Genomic DNA, 22,630 nt, shown 5'->3' with positions numbered 1-22,630 from the left:
CAATTAATTTAAATAGAACGTTTTTTCTTCCCAACGACGAAAAAGTATAAAAATGGTGCATAATAAAAGATGAAGCTTGAAGAGGAAAATAACCCGCCAATGAGTAGAATACCTAAATTATTTTGAGCGTGTTTGCCAACATTATTACTGATAGCTAACGGAATCACGCCAGAAATAAAGGCGATAGAGGTCATTAATACCGGTCTGACTCTATTATCGAGTGCCAATTGGATCACATCGCAGATGTTATAGCCTTTACGAGCACTCAGCCGGTTCATCTCATCAACCAGCATCACAGCGTTACGGATAGTTAAGCCCATGGTGACCAGCACGGACAGATGAAGGTAGATATCATTCTCCGCGCGGCTTATCCACGCTGTCAGCAGCACGCCGGAAACTCCTAATGGCGCACAGAGAAGAACAATCAATGGTGTTTTCCAGCTTTCATAAAGGGCTGCGAGTGCCAGCCAGATAACCAGTAGAGAGAGTAGTATCAGTTCAAGAATATGCTGGCCGGCCTGCTGCTCCTGCAATGACTGACTGGTCCATTGTAAAACAATACCAGCTGGCAACGTATGTGCCAGTTGGTTAATCCGCTGCATCGCTTCACCTGTGGTATGCCCTTCGGTAGCCTCACCCAGTAACTCTATTGCTGGAAAGCCATTATAGCGCTCCAGCAACTTGGCAGCTTTCCCCCAATGCAGATCAGTCAGAGTAGAAACCGATACCATCTGATTATTACTGTTACGTACATACCACTGACCGATATTCTGAGGCAGCATCCGCCAGCGGGCGTCCCCCATCACAATGATTTTTTTATTGTGTCCTTGTTGTGATGTCTGGGCAATCCAACTGCCGCTCATTGCTGTCTGTATGGTTGACGTGATGTCCTCTATTTTCACGCCACTGCTCAGTGCGATAAGATTTTTGATAGAAAGTTTTTCGACCGGCTCATCCTCCTCACCCGCTGGACGCACGGCGCTGAACAATTCAGGCTCTCGATACATTATCCACAAAAGCTGATTGCGAGCTTTCAATAGCGCCTCATGTCCAAGATTTTCCTCATCCACCAACTCAAAAGCGAATCCGGAGGCGCTGCCAAGGCCTGGGATGGGAGGATTATTAAATGCGAGGATGAAGGCGTCAGGAATGGTGGAAAAGTAACGGCGGCTGCGCTGTATAACCGCCTGTACTGAATCCTGCTCACCTAAGCGTTTTTCCCAAGCTTTTAAGCTTACAAAGACGAATCCCATATTTTGCCCGAGACTATTAAATCCCATCCCGCTTACGGTGAAGACATCTTTAACCCGTGAACGCTCCTGTGTCAGATAGTAATTGCTGACGCGTCGCATCACTCTTGCTGTATTTTCTTCTGATGAACCTGGCGGCAGCTTCACCATTACCATCATTGATCCCTGATCTTCATCGGGTACAAAAGAGGCGGGAAGATAAAACCAGCCCAGCACGACCAGCATAAACAGCACCAAGAGAAGTGCGCCATACAAAAACCGTTGCTGCAGCATTCGCGCCACGATTGCGGAAATTCTCAGGCTGAGCCACGCAAGTAGATGCTGCTGGCGCGGTGCATGAGTCTGATGCCAGGGTAAGATATTCAGCAGAACAGGGACGAGAAGCAGTGATACCAGCAGCGAGAGAACTATGGCGATAATCATGCTCGCAGCAAACTGTTGATAAATCACGCCCGCCGAATTATGCGTAAATAGCATAGGCAAAAAAATCGTTGTCAGCACAAGCGTTATAGCCAACAGCAATGGAGCAATTTCTCTTGTGGCGCGTATAATGGCTAAGTCCAGAGGCAAGCGCTCTCGGACGGCCAGTGCATCAACTTTATCAATAATAACTATACTATCATCAACAATTATACCGATTGCCAGTATCAGCCCAAAAAGGGTCAGCAGATTCAAACTGAAACCCAGCACAAACAGAATAGATACGGTCGCCAGTAATACAAGCGGGATCACTAATGCTGGAATAAAGATTAACGGATTGGTGCGAAAAAATATAAACAGAATGATAACAGTAATTGCTACGGCCTCACACATTGTCACGCCGAGTGCATTTAGCGACGTTTTCACGTAAGGCACGCTATTCCATGGATAAGAAATTACAACGCCTGCAGGTATAGAACGTTTTAAACTGCTGATAAAGGAAAAGATAAGCTGGCCTGTCTTAAGTGCATTCGCTCCTGGCTTCAACTTTATACCGATGCCCGTAGCAGGCTGGCCGTTAAGATGTACACCCACATTGTAGCTTTCACTTCCATATTCAACTCGCGCGACATCGCGCAAATGGACCATTGCTCCCTGCTGATTTCCTGATAACACAATATTACCGAGGTCGTGTCTGTTAGTTGAATGATCGCTATAGACCAGTGGATAACTCATCACCGCCCATGTCGTCGATGGCAGGCCGCCCAATTGACCTGTCGCAATCATTGCCGTCTTATTAGCAATCGCCCGTTTGACATCGTTAACTGTTAATTTGTAAGACTGCAATTTGAAGGGATCGAGCCAGATGCGCCAAGCGTGTTCAGTTCCAAACAGCGCCACAGAGCCCACGCCGTCGATCATCCTGATTCGGTCGATAACATTATTATTAATATAATCGGAGATATCAACCTGACTGATTGCAGGGTCCTCTGCAGCAAAGCCGACAATCATCATCCAGCTACCGCTAGAGTTCGTGATTTTTATTCCCTGCTTTACCGTATCAGTGGGTAACCGAGGTGTTGCCTGCTGTACCGATTTCTGCACCTGAACCTGAGCAATATCCATATTCGTCTGCGGTGCAAAGGTCAATGTAATGGTAATATGCCCACTGTTGTCGGTAGCAGAATTAATAAACATCATATTGTCGAGGTTTGTCATATTCTCTTCTAGCACCTGGGTTACCGTATCTTCAGCCATCCGAGCATCTGCTCCGACGCTGACCGCCGTTACCTCAATGGTTGGCGGAGTAATAAGCGGAAAGAGCGCCACCGGCATCTTTTTAATTGCAATAAGCGAAAATAATATAATTGCAAAACATGAAACAACAACCAGTACAGGTCTGGCCAGTAGTGCTTTCATCATAATTTATCTGAGTGATTTAAAAGTCAAAGTGAAACAACCTGAAAGTTCATAAACGTTGTCGCAACGACAGTGTCTTCGTGTAGATAATATCGACAATTGATAAGTCTACCGACTATTTCCTCCTGTACCCCAACGTAATTAAATACGCAAGAGTTACCAGAAATTTGCTCAAGATGATAATCATTGACAGAGAATGTCATTGGCCACCATGCAGACAGTGTTTTATAAATACTTTCCATACAGCAAAACACAATGGTGGACAGTAACAATGGAGAAGCCGCCCAGTCGCGCGCACAACTACTGTGCTCTAGATAATTAATCATAAAAGGACGTATGCGACGTGATACGTCTACTTTTTCTGTGTCTACGCCGCAGCTGAAAACTTTTGGGCAGTAGCTTGCCAGCAACACTGTATCATCCCTAGAGTGGCTGACACTGAATACTCCCCGGCTTTCAACAAAACCTCTACATTCTGCCAGCCGTGCCATATGCTTAATAGCTCGCTGTTTTGCCGCCGTCCGCAGTATTTGTTTCTCGCTGGCGCCTTTAGGTAAAATCTCAATAATCGGATCATTCGGCCGCAGTTGAGCGGCGGTCTGCTTGTGGCTGACCATACAAAGGAAAATCGTTTTATCAAGATTGCTATATATCGTTTCCATCCTTCAGTTCTGCTCTACTTTAATTTTACCGGTGTGGGTTGTAGGTATCGTAACAACCGTTTTGATGGCAAAAGTGTAACGATGCCACGAGTCTGAAAGTAATTGTGAAATCCTCCCTGTTATCTCGTGACCGTGCTCAGCTTCAATATGCAGATTGATAATGCCTTCCGAACCTTTACTAAATGCGTGTCGAAGAGCACCAAACTCACGCATAAGATGGTCAGAAATTGCTTGCACTGGGACAAACTTACCGTTTATTTTTATTTCATTTTTTTCACGTGCTATCCAGAAATATATGTCGTGCAGGCCTTTTTCGAAAAGGTCGCCAGAGTACATCCACTCTCCTCGCGGGATTAGGGCAAGATGCTCATCGACATAACCATCTGCAGCATAGGGGCTGCGGTATAACATCCGGCAGGCACCATCTCGCGATTCGTCGCGTGGGTGTAGTTGAATACTAATGCTATCGTTCATCACAAAGCCCGGTGCAACAACATTGTTGAGGCTATATTTTGCAATCTCGCTAAGTGTCTCCAGTTTAAGACAAAACAAACGTGGACCGGATTCTGTCTGGCCAAAATTATTCCAAAGAACATCACAGCTCGGCATGATATTTTCTGCCTGTACGCTCAAAAGACGATCAGAAGCATTCAGCACTCGTTTCAGTCGTATGCTACTAAGCGCTAATATCTTGCTCAATGGGAGCATCCAGTCACCAATTACGGGTAGTGTAGTAATATGGTGATAACGTAGCATTTCACCGACTCTACTAAGCGAAAACTGGTCGAATACCAGATTCCCTTGGCAGATTAAAGTGGTCAACATCGTCGACAGACCATACATATACTGTACAGGAAAGAAGCAAAGAATATTATCGTCTGGAGCCAGTGACAGATATCGGCTAACTTCTACCGCATTGCCAATGAGCATTTTCTCCTGGTATTGAACGAGCTTTGGCCTGCCTGTTGTGCCAGAGGTCATAAAGTAAAAATAGGCGCCTGAAAACGGAGAAAACGCTGCCACAGAAACACCTTTAAACGCTGTACTCTGAGCAAAATGAATCAACAAAGTTTTACTGCTCAATACCGGCAATCCTCCCTCCTGATTGCAAATATAGGCGGCAACTATATCCTCTTTTAGCAGTGAATTAATTGTTTCCACATCACGGACATTTACGATTGCCGCCTTCACCTTCAGAAGAGACGCGACAAAATAACAGAGCATTCCCTCAAAATTATTTCTGCTTATAAAGATAAACAAACCTTCAGGATTAATACGCCGATTAACGCAGTGCAGCACAATCTGTGCCGCAATATGGTGAGCAATTAGTGAAACTTCAGCAGGCTTCCAGCTTCGATTTTTCCAGCTTAGTCGCCACAAATTGTGAAGCAGAGAGGCTATTCTTATCATAGCGACACTCCCGGCAGGTTTTGAGGTTTAGCAACAACCAAACTGGCCGCACTGCCTCCCATTCCAAATGAGTTTTTCAAAGCGTAGCGTAGTGGTTGCTGCCTGTTATGCTGAACCAGAGTCACATACTCCACCAGTTCAGGATCTGGTTGCTCAAGGTTAAGAATTCCTGGCAGGAAATCGTGCTGGAAAGAAGTAATTACCGTTAGCAATTCCATCGCACCTGCTGCTGCGATTAAGTGCCCGTGATGGCCTTTAGTCGCTGTAACTGCAGGTTTGTGCGCACCAAACACGCTGGCAATTGCGCGTGACTCATGAAAGTCATTCTGACGTGTTGAGGTGCCGTGTGCGCTCACAAAGTCTATACTGTCCCGCGAAATGCCAGCGTCTTGCAGCGCACGCTCCATTGATAGTTTCATTTCAAGGTCATCTTGGTGCGGAGCTACGATATTTTCGGCACACAGTGAGCTGCCATAGCCCAAGAGAGTAAGTAAAGGCTGATCTCCACGCGACAGAACCGTTGATTGCTTTTCAATGGTAAATAACACTGCGCCTTCAGACAGCATGAAACCACTTCGTTGGCGATCAAAGGGCCGCGAACGCTGATGGCCCTCATAAGTGTTGTCAATGGTCACTACCCCCATACCCTCAAGACGCGCCAAATTCACTGGCGTAACTTTGGCTGACACGCCGCCAACTATCGCAGCACTGATTTCGCCGCTATGTATGGCTCGCATCGCCAGGCCAATACTTTGTGTTGAAGCAGAACAAAGACCCATGTGCACGAAGCTGACACCGGCATAGGGCAAAATGGTATGAATCGCTTTAAGTACTGCACCACTTTCAAGATCGAGAAGGTCGCTGACTTTGAAATGATCAATGGCCTTTTCAATGAGCTCTTGTCGATGAGGGTGATCACTGAGCTGGCGGGTAAACGCGATACACTGCTCAACATCAATGGCCGGTTCGTCAGAACCTATAATGCAACCAATTTCATTGGCCGGATAAAGCGCGCTAATATTCAAGCGATGAGCTAAATCTTTGGCTGCTTTTTCAGCATAAAAAATTTCGCCGTTTCGAAAACGGTTTTTCTTCGGCCAACGAATATATTCATTGCCTTCGGCCGGTATTCCAGCAAATGCTGAACCCAACGAATGGTGATCGAATTTATTTATCTCTGTGATACCACTTACTCCATTAAAAAGGTTAGCAGTGATCTCTTCCAGAGTATTTCCTAATGGTGTAATGGCACCGTATGCACTGATGCAAAGCGGCTCATAATCACAGGTATTTTTCATACTTAGGCATCCCGCTTGATTAATAGTATGCAACCTAACCCGTAATTTATTCCAGTGCCGTTAAGCAGTACGCGACTACCCGGTTTGATTTCTGTATCATTTAGGCAGCAAAGAATATCTATCAGGTTATTAGACTTGCCGGTGTAACCGATTAATGTCTTGTAATTAACCGTTTTGACTTCAGGAAACACCTCATCCAGCGCATCACTTTCAGCTTTCGCCTGTTCAACAATACCATTGTCATACCTAACAATAACATCTGGCGTGCCATGCTGGCTTTTTTGTTCTATCAGCAAACTAAGCCAATCTTCTTTTTCAAAGCGTACTTTCGGGCGGTATTTAATCTTTACCTCAACAAGTTCAGCAAGAGCCTTTTCTGGCCGATCATCAAGATGTAAAAACACACTGCCCCACCCAGGCAAAATGCCGGAGTGCTGATGTCCTTCATATCGAACTTCATTTAATTTTCCAAATACAGTTAAGCTGTCGAAGCTCAACATATTTGCGCTGCTGAATATCAGGGCCCCTGCGGAGTTGCGACCAGAAGCCACATCTCGGCGAGCCATTTTAAGGGCGCTCATGCCGCTAAGCGAGGCGGTACGTAGCGGTACCCCCTCATGATGATTCTGTAATATTTTCGATATGTGATAGAGTGTATTGGTTGGCAACAGCCGTAACATATCGAGCGGATTGCTTAGTTGATTAAAGTCCGAAACATTTCTCCAGAAGTTTTCGGGGTCCTTGTGCACGACCTCTCTAAAAGTTTCAAAACTGTGCTCCTCGCTATCACAAGCGGAATAGAGCATTACCTGCGAAAGTGAATTTTGATCCATTTTCTCCAGTAAATCAGCCAGAGCACTGACCGCCATTTTCGAGATGGTATTCATTACAGCCCTATCTTCCCGTTTGATCAGATCCCGACGCGTCACGTCAATGTCGGCACTGGCATACCTTTGAGCGGAAGTTATTGAGGCTGGTTTTCTGCAACATACTACCTCCAGCAGATTAGAGGTGCTTTTGGCATGTTGGCTGTATATTCCAAAATTTTTTATATAAGTCCTGCCCATAGTTTAATTATCCGCACTGGTAAGCGAAGCGATCTTGGAATTAACATATGTAAGCGTGAAATAATCATATAACTCTTTTAGTTCTACCGATCTGTCGGTCACCGCTGGTTTATCAGAAAAACTTAGCACTTGGTTAAGTTTTTCCAGACCTACGGATGTCCACTGTTTTTCTTGTAAGGAGTAGTACTCTTCGCTTGTAGCCATTTTATTTACCGGCCATAGCTCATCTGGGTCAATATCAACACTAAATTTTTTCTTCAGTTCAAAGGCGAAGTCAATGAAATCTATCGACGTCATATCATAATGCAGGAAAAGCGATTTATTGATGTCTAGTTCATCACTGTCATTGAAGTACATAATATCTTTAAATAACTGTTTTACCTCAGAGATAGCCATATTATATAAACCCCTCACCATGTCCTAAAGTTAAAGTCACACCAGTAGTGACGATCTGATTGTTAGTAAAACAACGGATTGTGTTAACCACATCTTGGGGGTTGAGCATTTTTCTCATGGGAATTTTCTTCTCGATATCCCTTAAAGTTATTCCCTTTTTTTCACAATACTCATCCAACATTCTTGTTTTGATATATCCGGGGCTTACAGATAGAGTCCTGACATTAAACCTCGCCATTTCAAAAGCAACGCCAGACAGATAGCGCTCCATAGCCAATTTGGTAGCTCCATAAAGGCTGTTACCAATGCTCACTTTCTGCGCCGCAACCGAGCTGATATAAACCAAGCATGTACCAGCATCCTTATGCGCCTTCATCTTTTTTACGATTGCATTGAAAATAAGGGTGGCTGAAATGAAGTTTACCCTGCTTATTGAGGTCAGCATGCTTGCCTCGATTTCATCACACAGTGCAGCTGGATTGATTCCAGCACAATATATAGTGGTCTTGATATAGCGGGTTGATAATCCTTTACAAAAAGCAGTTACGCTATCTTCACAGCTTAAATCTAAGCGAATAGCTTCGATACTACCTCGATGTTTCTGCAGCAGATTTAATGCTCTGGGCTCATTTTTCCACCATGTGAAAATAACTTTATACTTTTGATTAACAAGATCATCGATAATACTAGCACCCAGTTCTGAACTCCCAGCAAGGACTAATGCGGTACGCGAATATGAATCAACTGGGACGGATTTATCACTTTGCGAATTCATGATCATTTCCCTTGTATCAACAATAGTAATTAACAGGCTGTTAGTTGCTAGCTTCCTTACAAAAATACAAAATGCATTAAGTTACTTAATTCTTGAGGCTCTTGATAATGAGTTGATTATTAAATAAGCATATATTTTTGTCAAAAAACAGCAGGATTTGATGAAGCAAAGTAAATTTTTGTAAAATTATATTTCTTTGGTCCGAGCGGAATATTTAATTGATTTATTTAAATAAGGCTAATGAATAATTAAGTCATATAAAACCTCATTAACAGAAAAATGACCTTTTTTATATAAAAAAACCATGTGTAATTAGCAAATAAGAATAGGCTTTAATAAAACATTCAACTATTTTTCGTTCTAAACAAATAATTTTTATTGAGTGTGATTTTTTAGTTCATGTGTTTTTCTTGATATGGAAAGATTAAGCTGCAAAAACTATGCGCCGAGAGGTTAGGTTTATTTTCCTCAATCAATCATTATTGATGCCTATCCTACCAAATAATTATTACAAGAAGTAATGAGTCATTTTTTTTGATAAAGCCTGAGTGTAAACTACCCGCCAGAGTAACTGGATTTGGAATAAGTGATTATATTCGATCACCCGGCATGTCTGCTGCGTGCTCAGATGGCCAGACAACTGGACTCCGTATTTTTGGACAGAATCCATGTGTTACTAATAGCAATAATGTTGCGAGTTAGTGACATACCCACGGATATGCCAAATCTCGTAAGCATGCCTGAAGAACTGGATTTAGACGCTGAAAAGTCTAACCGGGCTGCTCATTTGAAAGGTGCTGCAAAAGAAGTTCCTGCGTTAAAACAATTCTGAACACAAGGACAAAGGCTGGTTCACTCTCTTTTTTGTGATGGTATTTAATCATCACGTAATGCTAGATATAATATAAGGGCTCATTTTTCGGTTTGTCTTCAAGGCTGCTCCCATATTTTACTCTCAGGCATCTATAACATTTAGCTTGTAAATGGATCTAATAACGATCTAACATTCTCGTCGTTGTACCGTTGCTTTAGCAACACGCCAATGTCCCGGTAATCTGAGAGGGGCGCCTTCGGGTGATTGCACTGCCAAAACCGTCATGACCTGAGAGACGGAGCCTTCGGGCGGTAACTTCGTTTAACCTTTGAGAACGAAGATCGCGTTGCGATAAAGGTCCTTTCTTTTACAAAGCCATTCCTGGCATTTTCTGATTACGGTTTCGGCCGTATCGCTTTCACTTTTCTTTACGCATTGACGCTGAAGGGCTGCTGCGAACTTTGCAATGCGGGTATTACCATTTGGAACATTTGGGCATCTTCCACGTTTGCATTGAAAGCAGAAGAGCGCGGCGTCACTTGTGTACGAGTGAAACGAGTACCAAGTGACGCGCGCAGCGCATAACGGTCAGCGCTTACGCACTGTACCTTCAACGACAGGTTTACCAACTGACTGACACGTATTAAAGGGTTTCTGACGTCCTGAATACGTTTTTCATCTCAATACTGAGAAACTTTCAACCTAACGTTCATTCGCTTTTTAAAAGTTTGAACGCCAATTAATAAGGAGAAATCGGCACGACATCGATGGCGACACCAGACAACTGGTGTGTGGAGGCAGACTGATTCATTTCAGCCCGGCGAAAGCCGCGAACAGGTCAGAGACCTGGGGAGCCTCGCAATAACTCAACATTTCGCCGCCCCGCTGCACAGATGTCTGCAGAGCCGCAGGAAGCGCAAAACGAACCGTGCCGTCGGGGTGAAATCTCATCGTCTGTAATTGTTGTGCAGTCGGTGACAGAGCTTTTCCGTTCACACGGACGGAAAAGCTCTGTCACCTCATTGCTTGGAGAATGGTCTGTGGCAAAGCTGAATAAAAACTTAAAAACCCTTGCCCGCCAAGCAGGTGGCAGTTTTAAAACCGTATCTGACCGTACTAAAATTGCGGATCGATTTGCAGACCGAATGATCAGTCTTAACATTCAAATTCGTGACATTAAAAACATAAAGACCAGCCACATAGAAACTTACATTCGAAGCCGCCTGGCCGAAAATATTTCCAGGCGTACACTTCAAAATGAAATGGCGGCGATACGCGCAATATTACGTGTATCAGGTAAAACTTTCATGGCTGATCCAGCTCATCCGAAGCTGAACAATGATGCTTTGAATATTTCAGGAACTAGCCGTAACGGCACTAAGATTGCAATAACTGATGACTATTTCAAACAGGTCTTTTCATCTGTTAATGAAAAGGATGAAGGAGTGGCCTGTGCAATGAAACTTTCACGGCTTTTAGGTTTGAGAACGGAAGAAACTGTTCAGTCTGTAAAGTCACTGCAGACCTGGAAAAAAGCGTTGCAGAATGGAGATGAAAAGGTTCGCGTTATTTTCGGTACGAAAGGAGGGCGGCCGAGGGATACCACAATAATCAATCGGTCTGAAACTATTGAAGCCATTAACAGAGCCATAAATTACTCTGTTGAGAATAACGGGAAGCTTATAGATAAGCCTTCCATTCATTTGGCAATAGAGCGATACAGGAATATTGTAAGGGATGCAGGACTTGTTGGGGAATTTGCCCCTCACAGTCTGAGATACGCCTATACTCAGGATGTGCTTAAGCTTCATAAAGATAAAGGTTTCAGTCAGAAGGAAGCTGAAGCGCTTACCTCTATGGACCTCGGTCACGGTGACGGAAGGGGGCATTATGTTGCACGAGTTTATAACAAGCTTAAGGCATAATTATTGGATACTCTTTAATAACCCCCTTAACTTTAAATGAGTTTAAGGGGGCATTAACTGGTTTGCTAGTATGATCATTTTTTACTTATCGTGATGTATCTCATACGAGAATGTTACGTGTTCCTTCACGTAATTTTCACCTTCAATTTCAGGTTGTATTTCTTCAATTGTTACTTCACAAAGAATTCCACTATTGTTTAACAGTATTGCTTTCTGCCCCACGATCAGGGATACCGTACGTGTTGGCCTCATTACAGCCTTGAAATCTAAAGGGTCTGAATTTGCTACCTGAAGCTTCCATACAGCTTTGAGGCCATAATCTTTATAAATTCTGACTACTTGGCTGTTCGCTTGGTCGAACATTATATCGAATTTATGGTCACCATAACCGACACTATAGAAATTGTGATCTCTATAATTGAATGTAACGCGTCCGTTAAGAGCTGGGTTAGTGTAACTTGCTGGATCAAGCAGAGTATCGGCATGCTCAAGTCTTTCGCAGCGCTCCCTGTGTGTCGCAATGGAAGCCGCATTGCTTTTGTCGGCTGGCAAACCCGCGATCCAGCGCCATATCGCTTCAATTTGGCTAGCTCCAGGATATGTCATTTTATCTTCTGGATAATTGAAATCAAAACCTTTAGGGTTATGTGGAGCTAGCCAATCCGGCAGTTTGCAACCAGCATTGTCAACAAACATAACTGACAGCCACGTCTCAGGCTTGGTTTCTAAAACCTCGCTTATCCATCTGTTTTCAATGGCGACCCCTGAAAGTGGATAATCATTCGCACGTTCAACGTAGTTGGTGTCAATGATCATAAGCACATGCGCGCAATCTGTCATCTCACGCATAAACCCACTCAAGCTACTTCCGTAATCGACTCTTTCATCGATTTTAACGATGAAACCTGCCATATGAAGATGAGAAGCAAAGAGGTGAACCCACTTACAATGCTCTGCTGACGTCCATGCGTAAGAAATAAATAAATCGGTTTTCATTCTTAATTTCCTTTTTTGGCAATAATTTATTAATGACTAACCTGTCTATAGGTAAACTTAGCAACTGTACTATGACTAATAAATCCTTTGGGATTAATCATTAAATTTTATGATTTAACTCGACTTTTGTTTCTCTTCTTCGTTGCAACTAGCCTGTGATGACGTTTTTAGCTGAAAAAGTTTTCCAGGTACTTGCCGTGTTAAAAATCCTGAAGTACGATATTTCTGCTAACTGTTGTCTCCATGACAACTGCCAATGTTCCAGTGATTCGAGAGGAACGCCTTCGGGTAATCACACGCCAATGTCATCATTACCTGAGAGATGACGCTTTCGGGCGGTAACAAATCTGTTTAACCTTTGAAAACAGAGACCCGTGCGGTTAAGGTCCTTTTCTACTTCGCATCACACCCCCATACACCTGTTTTGCTCATCTGGCATTTTGTGCCTGATTCTCACTCCTGAGGGATACTTTCCCTCCGGGACGGTTCCCTTTCTTTTCATAAGGAACCGTACCGATGCATTACACCAGGATGATCAACCCTCTCACGTTACTCCATTGTGATTCGCCAGCTTCGGCAAAAATCATGGTGGATTACGTAAAAACTCAGCTTAACGTACGTCTGGATTACAGACTCATGGTCGATGCAGATCCACAGGTTCCTGCTGACGGCCTTCCTGACTACCTGACTTTTCTGAGACATGTCGCGCATACAGTTGGTTTTGCAACTGAGCATGGCTACATCAGACATGCCTTTATCGAAGAGGCAGTGAGTGAGCTCACTCTTCTGGGGACGGCAGTTCACAGTCGTCACTGGAATGGAGCTTTTCAGCAGGGCGTTATCAGTTCCCGTGAGAACACAGAGCTGGACAACGCTATAGAACAATCGCGTGCAGAGTTTTATCAGAGTGCTGATGCTTTTGACATCGACTGACCGCCTTATTAACCGAACAGTTTCTCACCCTAACGGGACTTCTGTCCCCGCCAGGGCAGGGTTCCTCAATCCTTTAAGGAATCCGATATGAACGATTTAACTTTTACACAGGATTTTCATATCAGCGCTCGCGAGCAGACAGCTCACAAAGCCGCCCTGGCTAAGGCTGAAGGTGACCTGTTAATTATTGCCGCACATCGTCGCCTTGGATTTAACACCAATACTGATGAAGACGGCTTTCCACACTACGTCTGGGAAATGGCTGACGTTGCCCGGGACCTGGCAAAAATGTCTGTACGTCAACTCGTGCCAGCATCCTGGCAGCCTTTCTTTGAAAGTCTCTGCCATATGGCCAGAAACATTGATGAAGCAGCCTGGACGTTTTTTTTCGGCGGTGCCGTTAAGGACGAAGAGGAGCTGATGCACGAAGAACGTGAATGCCAGCGTTATGGCGAATACTGAGTGGACTGGCATCTTTCTGGTCTGACTTACCCATGCGGGGATTTATCTCCCCGCGGAGAGAAGTCCTCCTCTAGACCTGAAGAGGGTTGACCTATGGATAACTTAAATTTCGAACCTTTATTACTTGTTAAGCACAACAGCGATGAGTGGCACCGTATGTGGGGCAGACTTGCGCAGCATAAGTCAAATTGCTCACTTCCGGACCCGTCTGTTGCTGATAATGGCGGTGAAGTCTGGGAATACATGGAGACGGTGGAAACGCGTTTCCTGTGGTTCGGAAAACGCTACTTTCACTGTTTCCGACATCGTCATCACTCTGCTACTAACGGCCGCATCGTGATAAACATTCCAGCGAATTTTGCCTTCAGTCCGGATGATTCGGATAACGCTCACTATCACTATTTTGGTTAGTGATTGACCACCGGCCTGCGTCAGTTTCTGACAAAGGCTTTAACCCGCGCGGGGACAACCTCCCCGCCACAGCGGCGATGGTTTTCTTCGCGCTTAATCAGGAGAAAATCATGAGCAGTATAATGCTTTCACTTGTCACCCGCCTTTCAGGCGCACTCAACCGGCTTGCCGGCGCTCTGCAGCAACAGCAGGCCGAGTGGTTTACCAACCGCAGCGGCCGCTGCAGCTTTAAGGCAGACGTCGTGCCGACAGAGAACGGGTTCATGCCCGTCATATCCCGTCGCACCGGCTTCACCCCGCGCGACTGGCGTGTTGACCTGTTGCCGGGTGCCGGTACTTACTCAACAGCCCGTAAGGCCCTCAGAGCGGGACGGCTGCTGGCGCAGCAGATGACGGAGCTTCGCTATCGTTTTGACTGATGTTAACTGAATGACACTTCCCGGAGGGACTTCCCCTCCCGGGGAGGCCACCTCCTTTTTAAAGGAGCTCTTATGATCCGTTTTACGTCTACCGAACTGCGCCCGCTGCTGACACAGAATCAGGGCAAGGGACGTCCGCTGATACTCGAAAAGAATCTGGGAATTTACATCCGAGTGCCGGATGACAATGGCTGCGCGGAATGGCTGAAAGCCAGTGCTGCCGGCTGCAATTCTGCCACGGATGCTGACTGGTCAGCACTGTGCGATAAGTTAATACCTGAGAGGGAGTTTTCTTTCACCACATTCCTGGACCACAAAATATACGATGCCGTGCTGAACGAACATCACGATTTGTACCTGAACCCCGGAATTAATCAGGTGACTAAATCGCTGACCATTTACAAAGAAACCCAGCCACCACTGAAAGAGTATTTACCGGTTGCGGAATACCGCGATCAAGTACAGTGGCTTAGCGATCAGTCCCGCCTGCATCTTCGCGCCTGCGTGTGCAACGCAGAACGTCTCAGCTGGCGTTCGCAGGCACTGAAGGTTCTCGACAGGGTTATCCGCCTCGATTCTAAGCGTGCTAAACCTGAAGATCGTAAGCGGTTTGACAGCGCCGTATATAACGTCAAATCAGATATTGACTCAATTATGTTCGACGGTTCAGTACGTCGTTACTGATTTTCCCACTCCCCGGTGGCGCATTGTCCGCCACCGGGACAGATGCGCCGTTTTTCAGAGACGCATCTCATGAAGAAAAAAACAGCCGGCCGTAAGGCCACAACGGAACAACAGACTGACCTTTATCAGCAGGTCACCGACAAAATCATCATCGCACTGGAAAGCGGTGTGCCGCCCTGGCGTCGGCCATGGCGATCGGCGCAGAAGGTTTACGGCGGCGGCTTGCCGGTTAATGCCGTCACGGGCAGGTACTACAGCGGCGTCAACGTGCCGCTACTGTGGATGGCTGCAGATGAGGCAGGTTACGGAGCCGATCGCTGGCTGACGTATCAGCAGGCTAAGGCTGCCGGCGGACAGGTCAGAAAAGGCGAGCGGAGCGCGATGGCCATCATCTTCAAACCGTTCGAAAAGCAACTCCGCGACGGCAATGACAGTCCGGTATTCAGGGACGGCGTGCCGGTGATGGAAAAGCTGGCCATGATGAAGCCGCTGCAGCTGTTCAACGTTGCGCAGTGTGAAGGGCTTCCCGATAACGTGTATGCACCCACGGTGAAGCAACCTGAAAGTGACGCTGAGGGATTCTTAAGTGAGCAGCAGCAACAGGTTCTGGAAATCCTCAACGCAACCGGGGTGAAGTGCTCTTCTCACCGGCAGAACCGGGCGTATTACAGCCCGGGGGCAGATCTAATTGTGTTGCCTGCAACCTCACAGTTTCGTTCACCTGAAGACTACTGGTCCACGCTGCTGCATGAGCTGGTGCACGCGACCGGCCACCGCAGCCGCCTTGATCGTGAGGGAATAACCTCCTCATCAAGAGAGTTCGGTGATCCCGTATACGCCTTTGAGGAACTGATAGCGGAAACCGGCAGCGCGTTTCTTTGTGCGCATCTCGGCATTTTTGGTGAGGTGCAGCACGAGAGCTACCTGAACGGCTGGCTCAGCGTTTTGCGTAACGACAAAAAAGCGTTCTTCCGTGCCTGCCGGCTTGCCCGGGAAGCGTCGGAGTATCTGCTAAATCCGCCGGGTGAAACCCGCATTGAAGCAGCGTAATTAACCCCGGCGACGTCAGTCGCCATCATCCCCCTGAGGGCATCTTCCTCAGGGAGATGCCCTCTTTTTTAAACGCAAAAGAGGAATACAACGATGTTTTCATGGTGCAAAAACCGTCTGGAAATTACCGGCAAGTCTGTCTGCATCGATATCATGCAGTCCTGGGTTGCCGGCACAGAAGTGCCGCTTTACCGCCACGCCATACGGCAGGCCATAAAGCTGTTTCTCGCCGGCTGTGCCGGCATACTCAAACCCGTTAAGGCAACGGAATACCGTGCTTATCCGGAGCTGGTTTCATCAGGCACGGGAGGCAGCACATCACCGAACCAGGCATTTCAGCATTTCCTGGAGCTGCTTGAGAAGGACGCCTGGCTTGACGGCGCAACCCTCTCGCGAATGGACAGAATCTGGGTCCAGTCGGGCATCGGTGACATCAAATGGGAGGCAATCCCGTTTGCTGCACGCCAGACCATCACCCGGCTTATGGCTGTCCATTACGCCGACTGGTTTGGCGTCGCCTCAACGGGCGGTCAGTTTGACCCGCAGGAGCGCTGGGAGTGGCTCAGTATAATGCCGGACACCACCTGTCCGTGCGACATGCTGATGGTGATGCCGTCACGTCTGGCCACCGAGATTAACGGGGAAAGTGGCCTTTTCTGTGGTCTTAACACCACGTCAGAACTCTATATCCAGCTTTACGGGACGGAGTTTCCTGCGGGGCATCGGTCGGAGTGTAGCCGTGACGATATCGGTTCGCTGAAGCTGACGTTCTCCTCTCCCTGGTATCCGCCGTCGGCGGAAATCATGGGGCAGATGTCGCAGAAGTTTGACTGTGAAATCCGTCACTACTGGATCTCTCCGGATGCCGGCACGTCGGGTTATCACTGTTTTGACAGCGGTGACCACGTCGACAGCGGCCCTTATCCGGAGGAGGACGTGCAGTATCAGGTGAGTGAAGGGGCAAGGCTGTATCAGTTCAGTGCTGAAGCAGCTGCGCCAGCCGCCACTGCCGTTGCGCACTACGCCGGCGTTCGTGGTTAACTACCGACAGATCCTAATCACAAGTCTGTCAGACAATGGCCACAGCATCTGCTGTGGCCGCTTTTTTTCACCCGAAGGGGGAATATCGTTTCCCTTACGGGGCGTGTTCCCTTTTTTTTCAGGAAAACACGCATGAGCGTCCGCATCGACAACGAGAAAGAATTTATCTCACTCTTTAACTCCATCGCCCGTGGCACCCGGCGTCTCCAGGTGTTTACAGACTTCATCAGCTGCAGCGTGATCGCCATTCAGAATGGCCTGCATTTCTGTGAGAAGCGCGAACAGAAATACATGGCCATCGTGGGCAAATACAAAAAAGAGGACGTTTCATCGATGGCCAGACTGCTGGCATACGTGGTGAACGGACTGGAAGAAAAAACCTGTGACTTTCTCGGGCGCATTTACATGCTGCTTGAACTGGGTGACAAAGACAAAGAACAGTACTTTACCCCGTGGAGCGTGGCGCTGATGATGGCGCAACTGCAACTCGGCAGGCCTGAAGATCTGTTCAGGGACAAGCCGTTTGTCACCTTTGCTGAGCCAGCGTGCGGTGCCGGAGCCATGACGCTCGCATTTGCCTGCGCTCTCCGGCAGGCCGGTTATTCTCCGCACCGGCATATGTGGGTATCAGTTACCGATATCGATCCTCTGGCGGCGGGCATGGCCTATATCCAGCTTTCACTCTGCGGCATACCCGGGGAGGTTGTAATCGGGAATGCCCTGTGTGACGAACGGCGGCGGGTGCTGCTGACGCCGGTGCATTACTGGAACGGATGGTCAGCACGTCTGCGTGCGCACTCTGGCATCAGGGCTGACGCAGCAGCGTGAAGTGACCTGATCCCATTAACGAACACTGAACAGAAGGAAAGACATATTTCTCAACATCTGAGGCCGGGTAACCGGCCTTTTTTTTATCTTTTTTTTCGGGTATTGAAATGCTTGATTACCGGTAAAGGACTAAATATTTCAACGTTGTTAACACATTTGGTCTGGCTGCGGTTACTTTTTTATAATATTCATTGGGTTACACCGGAGATAACTGAGTATGGTTGACTGCCCAGGAATCCCTAGATAATACTGTATGTATAAACAGTAAATTAGGAGGTGCCATGACATGCTCACTTTATACAAATTCCCGCTATCCCCGATCTCGATAGCTGCACCACTTTTCCTCGAAAACTGTCAGGCTGGTTTTCCCAGCCCTGCTCAGGATTATGTTGAACGTGAGTTAGACCTCAACGAATATTGTGTAATGCGCCCTGCAGCGACTTTTTTTGTACGCGCCTCTGGCCAGTCTATGACGGACATTGGCCTTAATAGTGGTGACTTAATGGTGGTAGATAAGGCCGAATCTCCCCGGCACGGCGACATTGTCATTGCTGAGATTGAAGGTGAATTTACCGTAAAACGCCTGCTGCTCCGCCCCAGGCTGACGCTCCAGCCCATGAATCCTTCCTTCTCCCCTATATACCCCGATCCGGAAACGCTCCAGATTTTCGGCGTGGTCACCTCGTTTATTCATAAAACCCGGGGTGAGTGATGTTCGCCATAGTGGACGTCAATAGCTTCTATGCGAGCTGTGAAAAAGTCTTCAGACCTGATTTGCGCAACCAGGCAGTGGTTGTTCTGAGTAATAACGATCTGAGTGATTAGAAACGTTAGTTAGTTTCGTGCTGTTCAATTTAGTCTGTCTAAGGATTTGACAGGTCTGCTATGGGCGTAGGCTGTGTGAAAACGCCATAAGCTTGAGACGTGAACACAAAAGACGCTGACGCCTGCCCTTTTAGGTTAAATCTGCATCATCTTTCAATGCGAATTTTCTAAGAAACCGTCCAAACGCGTGACCTTCTGTCAGCAATAAGAGTTTTCACACAGCCTGAGCGAGGAGCGAAAGTTCATGATAGTTCCAACTACTGATTAATACCTTACAAGCATCTTGATATTTTATTGAGATATGAACAGTTCATTCCCTCAGGGAATGACTGTTTCTCCACTTCTTTAACTATATGGATAAAGGACGCAGTTCTATTCAACTTTAAGAAATGTAGTGGTCTTTTTCTATAGCCTAAAAAGTGAGGAACAACTGGGGATGGGGTGTGAGGAAATAAGTGAGGGTTTGTGATAACTTTTCGGTGGCCACTTCTTGATTTTGTCATAACAATTATGTTGAAATCATGAAGTGAACTAATGGAGACACCCTCATGACCATGCCTTATTGTATCCTGCATACCGAAGCTGATTCAGATGTTGTACTTGATGGACTGGGTTTTTCGGAAAACGATATCCATACCGCTCTGACGTCTGCTTTGTACGAGCGCCGCAAATCTAGCAAGCTTCACCCCGCAGTTGATGCAGGGTTCCGTTTCTGGAGCGAAATGGTTGCCGCGACCCGCCGTGTACTGATTGGAAAGGGTAATGGCTGGTCTCCTGAAGTGGTAAAACGAATGGAAATGGTCGTTAACTCAGCGAAAGGGGTTAACTTGATTATAACCTCGGGTGACAGGCACACCGGACGCCCTGATGGATTACCGAAAACCAAAAATGCCAAAGGTGAAGCAACGCGTTCGATTGTTCATAATAATCCTGGCACAGTCGATATGTTTCAGACGGATGCGTTGTATGCAGGTAAATCTGAAATCACGCCGATAGACAGCACTCGCACTTATATTGTCCTGTATTATTATGATGCGGCTAGCAAAGAGGTTCGCTGCGAAGTGTCCTACCCGGTAGGAATGGTCAATCAGGACGGATTTGCCCGTGTAAGCGCCTGGAGTGAGCGCATTATTTTGAGTCCTCTGCCGTTTGAAGGCACGGATATTTTCCCTGAAGAGGATTTCGATGGTGACATATCAATTTCCGTTGAAAGCAAATGAGTAAACCTGTCGATGATGGCAAACGTCTTTTTAATCCGTCCCGGCTTAAGCTGGCACGGATCAGACGCAAGCTGACCTTGAAAGAACTGGCAGAGAAAATGGGGCTATCCAGCCGTATTGTAATCGAGTACGAAAAAGACTATTGCCTGTATGAACCCACGCCAGAGACGGTCCAGTTATACGCTAGCGCCCTGAAGTATCCAGAGTCCTTTTTCTTCGGGGATGATGTTGAAGCAATCGATCCACTAACGGTTTCATTCCGTTCTTTGCGCTCGACAAAAGCCGCCGACCAGCATGCAGCAATTGGAGCTGGTGCGCTGGGGGTTATGCTGAGCGAATATTTCAGCACCCGCTTCACGCTGCCGCAGCCTGAACTGCCGAATCTCCGTGGAAGTGAACCTGAGGTCGCCGCACAGGCGGTGCGAGAAGCTTGGGGTATTGGTAAGAAGAGTATAACCAACGTTGTTCATCTTCTGGAGAAGCACGGCGTTAAGGTGTTCTGGCTCTCGGAGGAAACGGCGAGTATCGATGCATTTTCTTTCTGGAAAGATGATGTCCCTTACATTTTCCTCAACACGCGCAAGTCAGGTGAACGCAGCCGCTTCGATGCGGCACATGAGTTGGCTCACCTGGTGCTTCACCGTCACGCTGATGTCAAAGGACAGGATGCTGAGCGTGAAGCGGATGCTTTTGCGTCAGCATTTCTGATGCCCCTGGAAAACGTGATGGCCGTTAAAATGTCGTTTCCAACGTTCGACAAAATCGTTCAGCTGAAATCGCTTTGGAAAGTCTCGGCAATGGCTCTGATTGTCAGAATGCGCAATCTGAACATGCTGACGGAATGGCAGTATAACAGTCTGATGCGCGATGCAACCGCAAAGGGGTTCCGAACCGGTGAGCCGGGAGGAATTGAGCGTGAGAGGTCACTCATTATAGAAAAAATGATGGCCGCTCTTGCGGGTAGCGGCGTTCATCTGACTCAGCTGAGTGATGAGCTTAACGTGCCTCTTGATGAACTGAGCAGTCTGCTTTACGGTGTGGCGGCTATCAGCGGCGGCAATAGCGGAACCTCATTATCCAGGGCCTCGCTCCGTCTGGTATGAATAGGTTAACCGCTCATGCTTAGAGCCGCTAGGGGGGAGTCTCTAGCGGCTTTTCATTGATGGCCAACAGATTCCCCACTGTCATGTTTCTGAGTAGCAATCCTCATATTTAACCAATATCCAGGAGGAACTCTTAAAAATGTAGCGGTATTACCCGCAATTACCCCGCCTAGCCCCTATTAGTATGTACAGACTGGTTTTATCAACGTTCGCCTTTGGCACATAACGGAAGGCGACTGATCACCTACCTATTTGAAGATGCTTCTCATCGGATTCGTTCTATAAGTTGCGGATTGGATTAACCCTCCGAAACTTAAGACATAGAAAAAGTTAGTAATCCAATACCGATTAAAATCATATCATTACATATAAGTAACTGTTAGCGACCCTCAGATATAATGATGGTTGCGTCATCGCACGTAGTGCCGAAAGTAAAAAACATGTCCGTATGGGCGAACCCTGGTTTAAAATCAAAAACGAAAATTTCCCAGTTAAAATTCATGCCTTTAGCTCTAATTATGCGTTATACGCATTTATGTGGAATGGAAAATCTACAGAAATTATTGGTGCTTTAAGGTCCGCTATGAGCGAAAAGCAGACATGGTGTGCAGTAGCGAGTTTGCTCAAGGTTCCATGCTTACGTAAAGGATAAGATTGTATCATTCTCAAAATTTATCTTTTCTATGCATGGAGTAATACTAATGGATATCCACATAAGACCAGCTCAATTGTCTGATGTTGAGAGTATTTTTACTGTCAGAACCTCGGTTGCCGAAAATCACCTGAGTCGTGAAGAGATGCAGGAGATGGGTATCACCGAAAGTACGGTGAGCAATATGATCGAAGAGGGCCACTGCGCATGGGTTGCGACAGATGATGACGAAGTCGTGGGTTTTTCTATGATTTTAAGGGAGAAAGGCTCTCTTTTTGGTCTTTTTGTCCTTCCTGCCTATGAAGGCAGAGGTATTGGTCGCAGACTTACAGAGATTGCGGAACAGGAGTTGTTCAAACATCATAAAGTTGCCTGGCTGGAAACCGATAAAAACAGCCGTGCGGCTAAATTTTACATGCAACTTGGCTGGGGCAATAAGACAACATTAGATGGCGCTTATATTCGATTAGAGAAACAACGTAGTAGTTGACCTTATACCGCTCTCTTTAAGTCATTGATCGGGCACAGGGTAGACATGTCAGCATGGTGAAGTCCGCAATGAGCGAACAG

21 protein-coding genes and 2 pseudogenes are annotated in these 22,630 nt (G+C 46.6%); 15 read left to right on the top strand and 8 right to left on the bottom strand.

Features of this window, described 5'->3' with window-relative positions; all coding sequences use genetic code 11:
• Window positions 1-8: 8 nt before the first annotated feature.
• The 7 genes from J1C59_RS16890 to J1C59_RS16860 form a co-directional block, all read right to left on the bottom strand.
• On the bottom strand, window positions 9-3,092 hold the full coding sequence (locus J1C59_RS16890) for an efflux RND transporter permease subunit (protein ID WP_128084795.1): 3,084 nt from the start codon (window positions 3,090-3,092) through the stop codon (window positions 9-11).
• A 23-nt stretch (window positions 3,093-3,115) separates the two neighbouring features.
• Window positions 3,116-3,751, bottom strand: a complete 636-nt coding sequence (locus J1C59_RS16885) for a hypothetical protein (RefSeq protein ID WP_128084796.1) — start codon at window positions 3,749-3,751, stop codon at window positions 3,116-3,118.
• A 3-nt stretch (window positions 3,752-3,754) separates the two neighbouring features.
• Window positions 3,755-5,161 carry an AMP-binding protein gene (locus J1C59_RS16880; RefSeq protein WP_128084797.1) on the bottom strand — a complete coding sequence of 469 codons (1,407 nt, stop codon included), beginning with the start codon at window positions 5,159-5,161 and terminating at the stop codon, window positions 3,755-3,757.
• Window positions 5,158-6,459, bottom strand: a complete 1,302-nt coding sequence (locus tag J1C59_RS16875) for a beta-ketoacyl-[acyl-carrier-protein] synthase family protein (protein ID WP_128084798.1) — start codon at window positions 6,457-6,459, stop codon at window positions 5,158-5,160. Before J1C59_RS16875 ends, J1C59_RS16880 begins: the two co-directional genes overlap by 4 nt.
• Before the next feature lie 2 nt (window positions 6,460-6,461).
• Window positions 6,462-7,346, bottom strand: a complete 885-nt coding sequence (locus tag J1C59_RS16870) for a hypothetical protein (RefSeq protein WP_128084799.1) — start codon at window positions 7,344-7,346, stop codon at window positions 6,462-6,464.
• Between the two features lie 183 nt (window positions 7,347-7,529).
• Window positions 7,530-7,922, bottom strand: coding sequence for an acyl carrier protein (locus J1C59_RS16865; RefSeq protein WP_158086869.1), 393 nt, complete (start codon window positions 7,920-7,922; stop codon window positions 7,530-7,532).
• A 1-nt stretch (window position 7,923) separates the two neighbouring features.
• Complete coding sequence (locus J1C59_RS16860) at window positions 7,924-8,697, bottom strand: SDR family oxidoreductase (protein ID WP_158086870.1); 774 nt, start codon at window positions 8,695-8,697, stop codon at window positions 7,924-7,926.
• 1,854 nt (window positions 8,698-10,551) lie between these two features.
• Between J1C59_RS16860 and J1C59_RS16855 the strand changes: the two genes are divergently transcribed.
• Window positions 10,552-11,436: an integrase domain-containing protein gene (locus J1C59_RS16855; RefSeq protein WP_128084824.1), complete on the top strand. Its 885-nt coding sequence runs from the start codon at window positions 10,552-10,554 to the stop codon at window positions 11,434-11,436.
• Window positions 11,437-11,517: 81 nt separating this feature from the next.
• Here J1C59_RS16855 and J1C59_RS16850 read toward each other — a convergent pair whose 3' ends face one another.
• A complete protein-coding gene (locus J1C59_RS16850) occupies window positions 11,518-12,432 on the bottom strand; it encodes a toll/interleukin-1 receptor domain-containing protein (RefSeq protein ID WP_128084803.1) in 915 nt (304 codons plus the stop codon).
• Between the two features lie 516 nt (window positions 12,433-12,948).
• Here J1C59_RS16850 and J1C59_RS16845 point away from each other — a divergent pair.
• The 14 genes and pseudogenes from J1C59_RS16845 to J1C59_RS16785 all read left to right on the top strand — a co-directional run bounded on the left by J1C59_RS16845 (window position 12,949) and on the right by J1C59_RS16785 (window position 22,550).
• Window positions 12,949-13,365, top strand: a complete 417-nt coding sequence (locus J1C59_RS16845) for a hypothetical protein (RefSeq protein ID WP_128084804.1) — start codon at window positions 12,949-12,951, stop codon at window positions 13,363-13,365.
• Between the two features lie 87 nt (window positions 13,366-13,452).
• Window positions 13,453-13,827: a hypothetical protein gene (locus J1C59_RS16840; protein WP_128084805.1), complete on the top strand. Its 375-nt coding sequence runs from the start codon at window positions 13,453-13,455 to the stop codon at window positions 13,825-13,827.
• A 93-nt stretch (window positions 13,828-13,920) separates the two neighbouring features.
• Window positions 13,921-14,238, top strand: a complete 318-nt coding sequence (locus J1C59_RS16835; RefSeq protein ID WP_128084806.1) for a hypothetical protein — start codon at window positions 13,921-13,923, stop codon at window positions 14,236-14,238.
• Between the two features lie 110 nt (window positions 14,239-14,348).
• A complete protein-coding gene (locus J1C59_RS16830) occupies window positions 14,349-14,657 on the top strand; it encodes a hypothetical protein (RefSeq protein WP_128084807.1) in 309 nt (102 codons plus the stop codon).
• Between the two features lie 72 nt (window positions 14,658-14,729).
• Window positions 14,730-15,341 (top strand): hypothetical protein, encoded by a 612-nt coding sequence (locus J1C59_RS16825; RefSeq protein ID WP_128084808.1) that lies wholly within the window; start codon window positions 14,730-14,732, stop codon window positions 15,339-15,341.
• A 69-nt stretch (window positions 15,342-15,410) separates the two neighbouring features.
• Window positions 15,411-16,391: an ArdC family protein gene (locus tag J1C59_RS16820; RefSeq protein WP_128084825.1), complete on the top strand. Its 981-nt coding sequence runs from the start codon at window positions 15,411-15,413 to the stop codon at window positions 16,389-16,391.
• Between the two features lie 93 nt (window positions 16,392-16,484).
• The gene (locus J1C59_RS16815) at window positions 16,485-17,432 is read left to right on the top strand and encodes a DUF1281 domain-containing protein (protein WP_128084809.1); all 948 of its coding nucleotides are present in this window, start codon (window positions 16,485-16,487) and stop codon (window positions 17,430-17,432) included.
• Between the two features lie 132 nt (window positions 17,433-17,564).
• A complete protein-coding gene (locus tag J1C59_RS16810) occupies window positions 17,565-18,260 on the top strand; it encodes a DNA methyltransferase family protein (RefSeq protein ID WP_128084810.1) in 696 nt (231 codons plus the stop codon).
• Window positions 18,261-18,546: 286 nt separating this feature from the next.
• Window positions 18,547-18,972, top strand: coding sequence for a translesion error-prone DNA polymerase V autoproteolytic subunit (gene umuD / locus J1C59_RS16805; RefSeq protein ID WP_069025716.1), 426 nt, complete (start codon window positions 18,547-18,549; stop codon window positions 18,970-18,972).
• Window positions 18,972-19,073 (top strand): annotated as a pseudogene (locus J1C59_RS21840) (Y-family DNA polymerase); the annotation flags it as partial. The gene umuD and the pseudogene J1C59_RS21840, both read left to right, overlap by 1 nt.
• 560 nt (window positions 19,074-19,633) lie before the next feature.
• A complete protein-coding gene (locus J1C59_RS16800; RefSeq protein WP_128084811.1) occupies window positions 19,634-20,305 on the top strand; it encodes a hypothetical protein in 672 nt (223 codons plus the stop codon).
• On the top strand, window positions 20,302-21,408 hold the full coding sequence (locus J1C59_RS16795) for a helix-turn-helix domain-containing protein (RefSeq protein WP_128084812.1): 1,107 nt from the start codon (window positions 20,302-20,304) through the stop codon (window positions 21,406-21,408). The genes J1C59_RS16800 and J1C59_RS16795 overlap by 4 nt, the downstream gene beginning before the upstream one ends.
• A gap of 388 nt (window positions 21,409-21,796) precedes the next feature.
• Window positions 21,797-21,940: pseudogene (locus tag J1C59_RS16790) on the top strand (DNA polymerase V subunit UmuC); the annotation flags it as partial.
• A gap of 169 nt (window positions 21,941-22,109) precedes the next feature.
• A complete protein-coding gene (locus J1C59_RS16785) occupies window positions 22,110-22,550 on the top strand; it encodes a GNAT family N-acetyltransferase (protein ID WP_128084813.1) in 441 nt (146 codons plus the stop codon).
• Window positions 22,551-22,630 lie beyond the last annotated feature (80 nt).

This window comes from Pantoea deleyi (assembly GCF_022647325.1).
In the GTDB taxonomy this organism is placed as follows: Bacteria; Pseudomonadota; Gammaproteobacteria; order Enterobacterales; family Enterobacteriaceae; genus Pantoea; species Pantoea deleyi.
The sequence above is the reverse complement of the archived record's forward strand: the minus strand, read 5'-3'. Positions and strand labels throughout refer to the sequence as shown.

Excerpts from the sequence above, each read along its gene's own strand:
- J1C59_RS16890 (WP_128084795.1), bottom strand. The coding sequence starts at position 3,092 with ATGATGAAAGCACTACTGGCCAGACCTGTACTGGTTGTTGTTTCATGT.
- J1C59_RS16885 (WP_128084796.1), bottom strand. The coding sequence starts at position 3,751 with ATGGAAACGATATATAGCAATCTTGATAAAACGATTTTCCTTTGTATG.
- J1C59_RS16880 (WP_128084797.1), bottom strand. The coding sequence starts at position 5,161 with ATGATAAGAATAGCCTCTCTGCTTCACAATTTGTGGCGACTAAGCTGG.
- J1C59_RS16875 (WP_128084798.1), bottom strand. The coding sequence starts at position 6,459 with ATGAAAAATACCTGTGATTATGAGCCGCTTTGCATCAGTGCATACGGT.
- J1C59_RS16870 (WP_128084799.1), bottom strand. The coding sequence starts at position 7,346 with ATGAATACCATCTCGAAAATGGCGGTCAGTGCTCTGGCTGATTTACTG.
- J1C59_RS16865 (WP_158086869.1), bottom strand. The coding sequence starts at position 7,922 with ATGGCTATCTCTGAGGTAAAACAGTTATTTAAAGATATTATGTACTTC.
- J1C59_RS16860 (WP_158086870.1), bottom strand. The coding sequence starts at position 8,697 with ATGAATTCGCAAAGTGATAAATCCGTCCCAGTTGATTCATATTCGCGT.
- J1C59_RS16850 (WP_128084803.1), bottom strand. The coding sequence starts at position 12,432 with ATGAAAACCGATTTATTTATTTCTTACGCATGGACGTCAGCAGAGCAT.
- J1C59_RS16845 (WP_128084804.1), top strand. The coding sequence starts at position 12,949 with ATGCATTACACCAGGATGATCAACCCTCTCACGTTACTCCATTGTGAT.
- J1C59_RS16840 (WP_128084805.1), top strand. The coding sequence starts at position 13,453 with ATGAACGATTTAACTTTTACACAGGATTTTCATATCAGCGCTCGCGAG.
- J1C59_RS16835 (WP_128084806.1), top strand. The coding sequence starts at position 13,921 with ATGGATAACTTAAATTTCGAACCTTTATTACTTGTTAAGCACAACAGC.
- J1C59_RS16830 (WP_128084807.1), top strand. The coding sequence starts at position 14,349 with ATGAGCAGTATAATGCTTTCACTTGTCACCCGCCTTTCAGGCGCACTC.
- J1C59_RS16825 (WP_128084808.1), top strand. The coding sequence starts at position 14,730 with ATGATCCGTTTTACGTCTACCGAACTGCGCCCGCTGCTGACACAGAAT.
- J1C59_RS16820 (WP_128084825.1), top strand. The coding sequence starts at position 15,411 with ATGAAGAAAAAAACAGCCGGCCGTAAGGCCACAACGGAACAACAGACT.
- J1C59_RS16815 (WP_128084809.1), top strand. The coding sequence starts at position 16,485 with ATGTTTTCATGGTGCAAAAACCGTCTGGAAATTACCGGCAAGTCTGTC.
- J1C59_RS16810 (WP_128084810.1), top strand. The coding sequence starts at position 17,565 with ATGAGCGTCCGCATCGACAACGAGAAAGAATTTATCTCACTCTTTAAC.
- umuD (WP_069025716.1), top strand. The coding sequence starts at position 18,547 with ATGCTCACTTTATACAAATTCCCGCTATCCCCGATCTCGATAGCTGCA.
- J1C59_RS16800 (WP_128084811.1), top strand. The coding sequence starts at position 19,634 with ATGACCATGCCTTATTGTATCCTGCATACCGAAGCTGATTCAGATGTT.
- J1C59_RS16795 (WP_128084812.1), top strand. The coding sequence starts at position 20,302 with ATGAGTAAACCTGTCGATGATGGCAAACGTCTTTTTAATCCGTCCCGG.
- J1C59_RS16785 (WP_128084813.1), top strand. The coding sequence starts at position 22,110 with ATGGATATCCACATAAGACCAGCTCAATTGTCTGATGTTGAGAGTATT.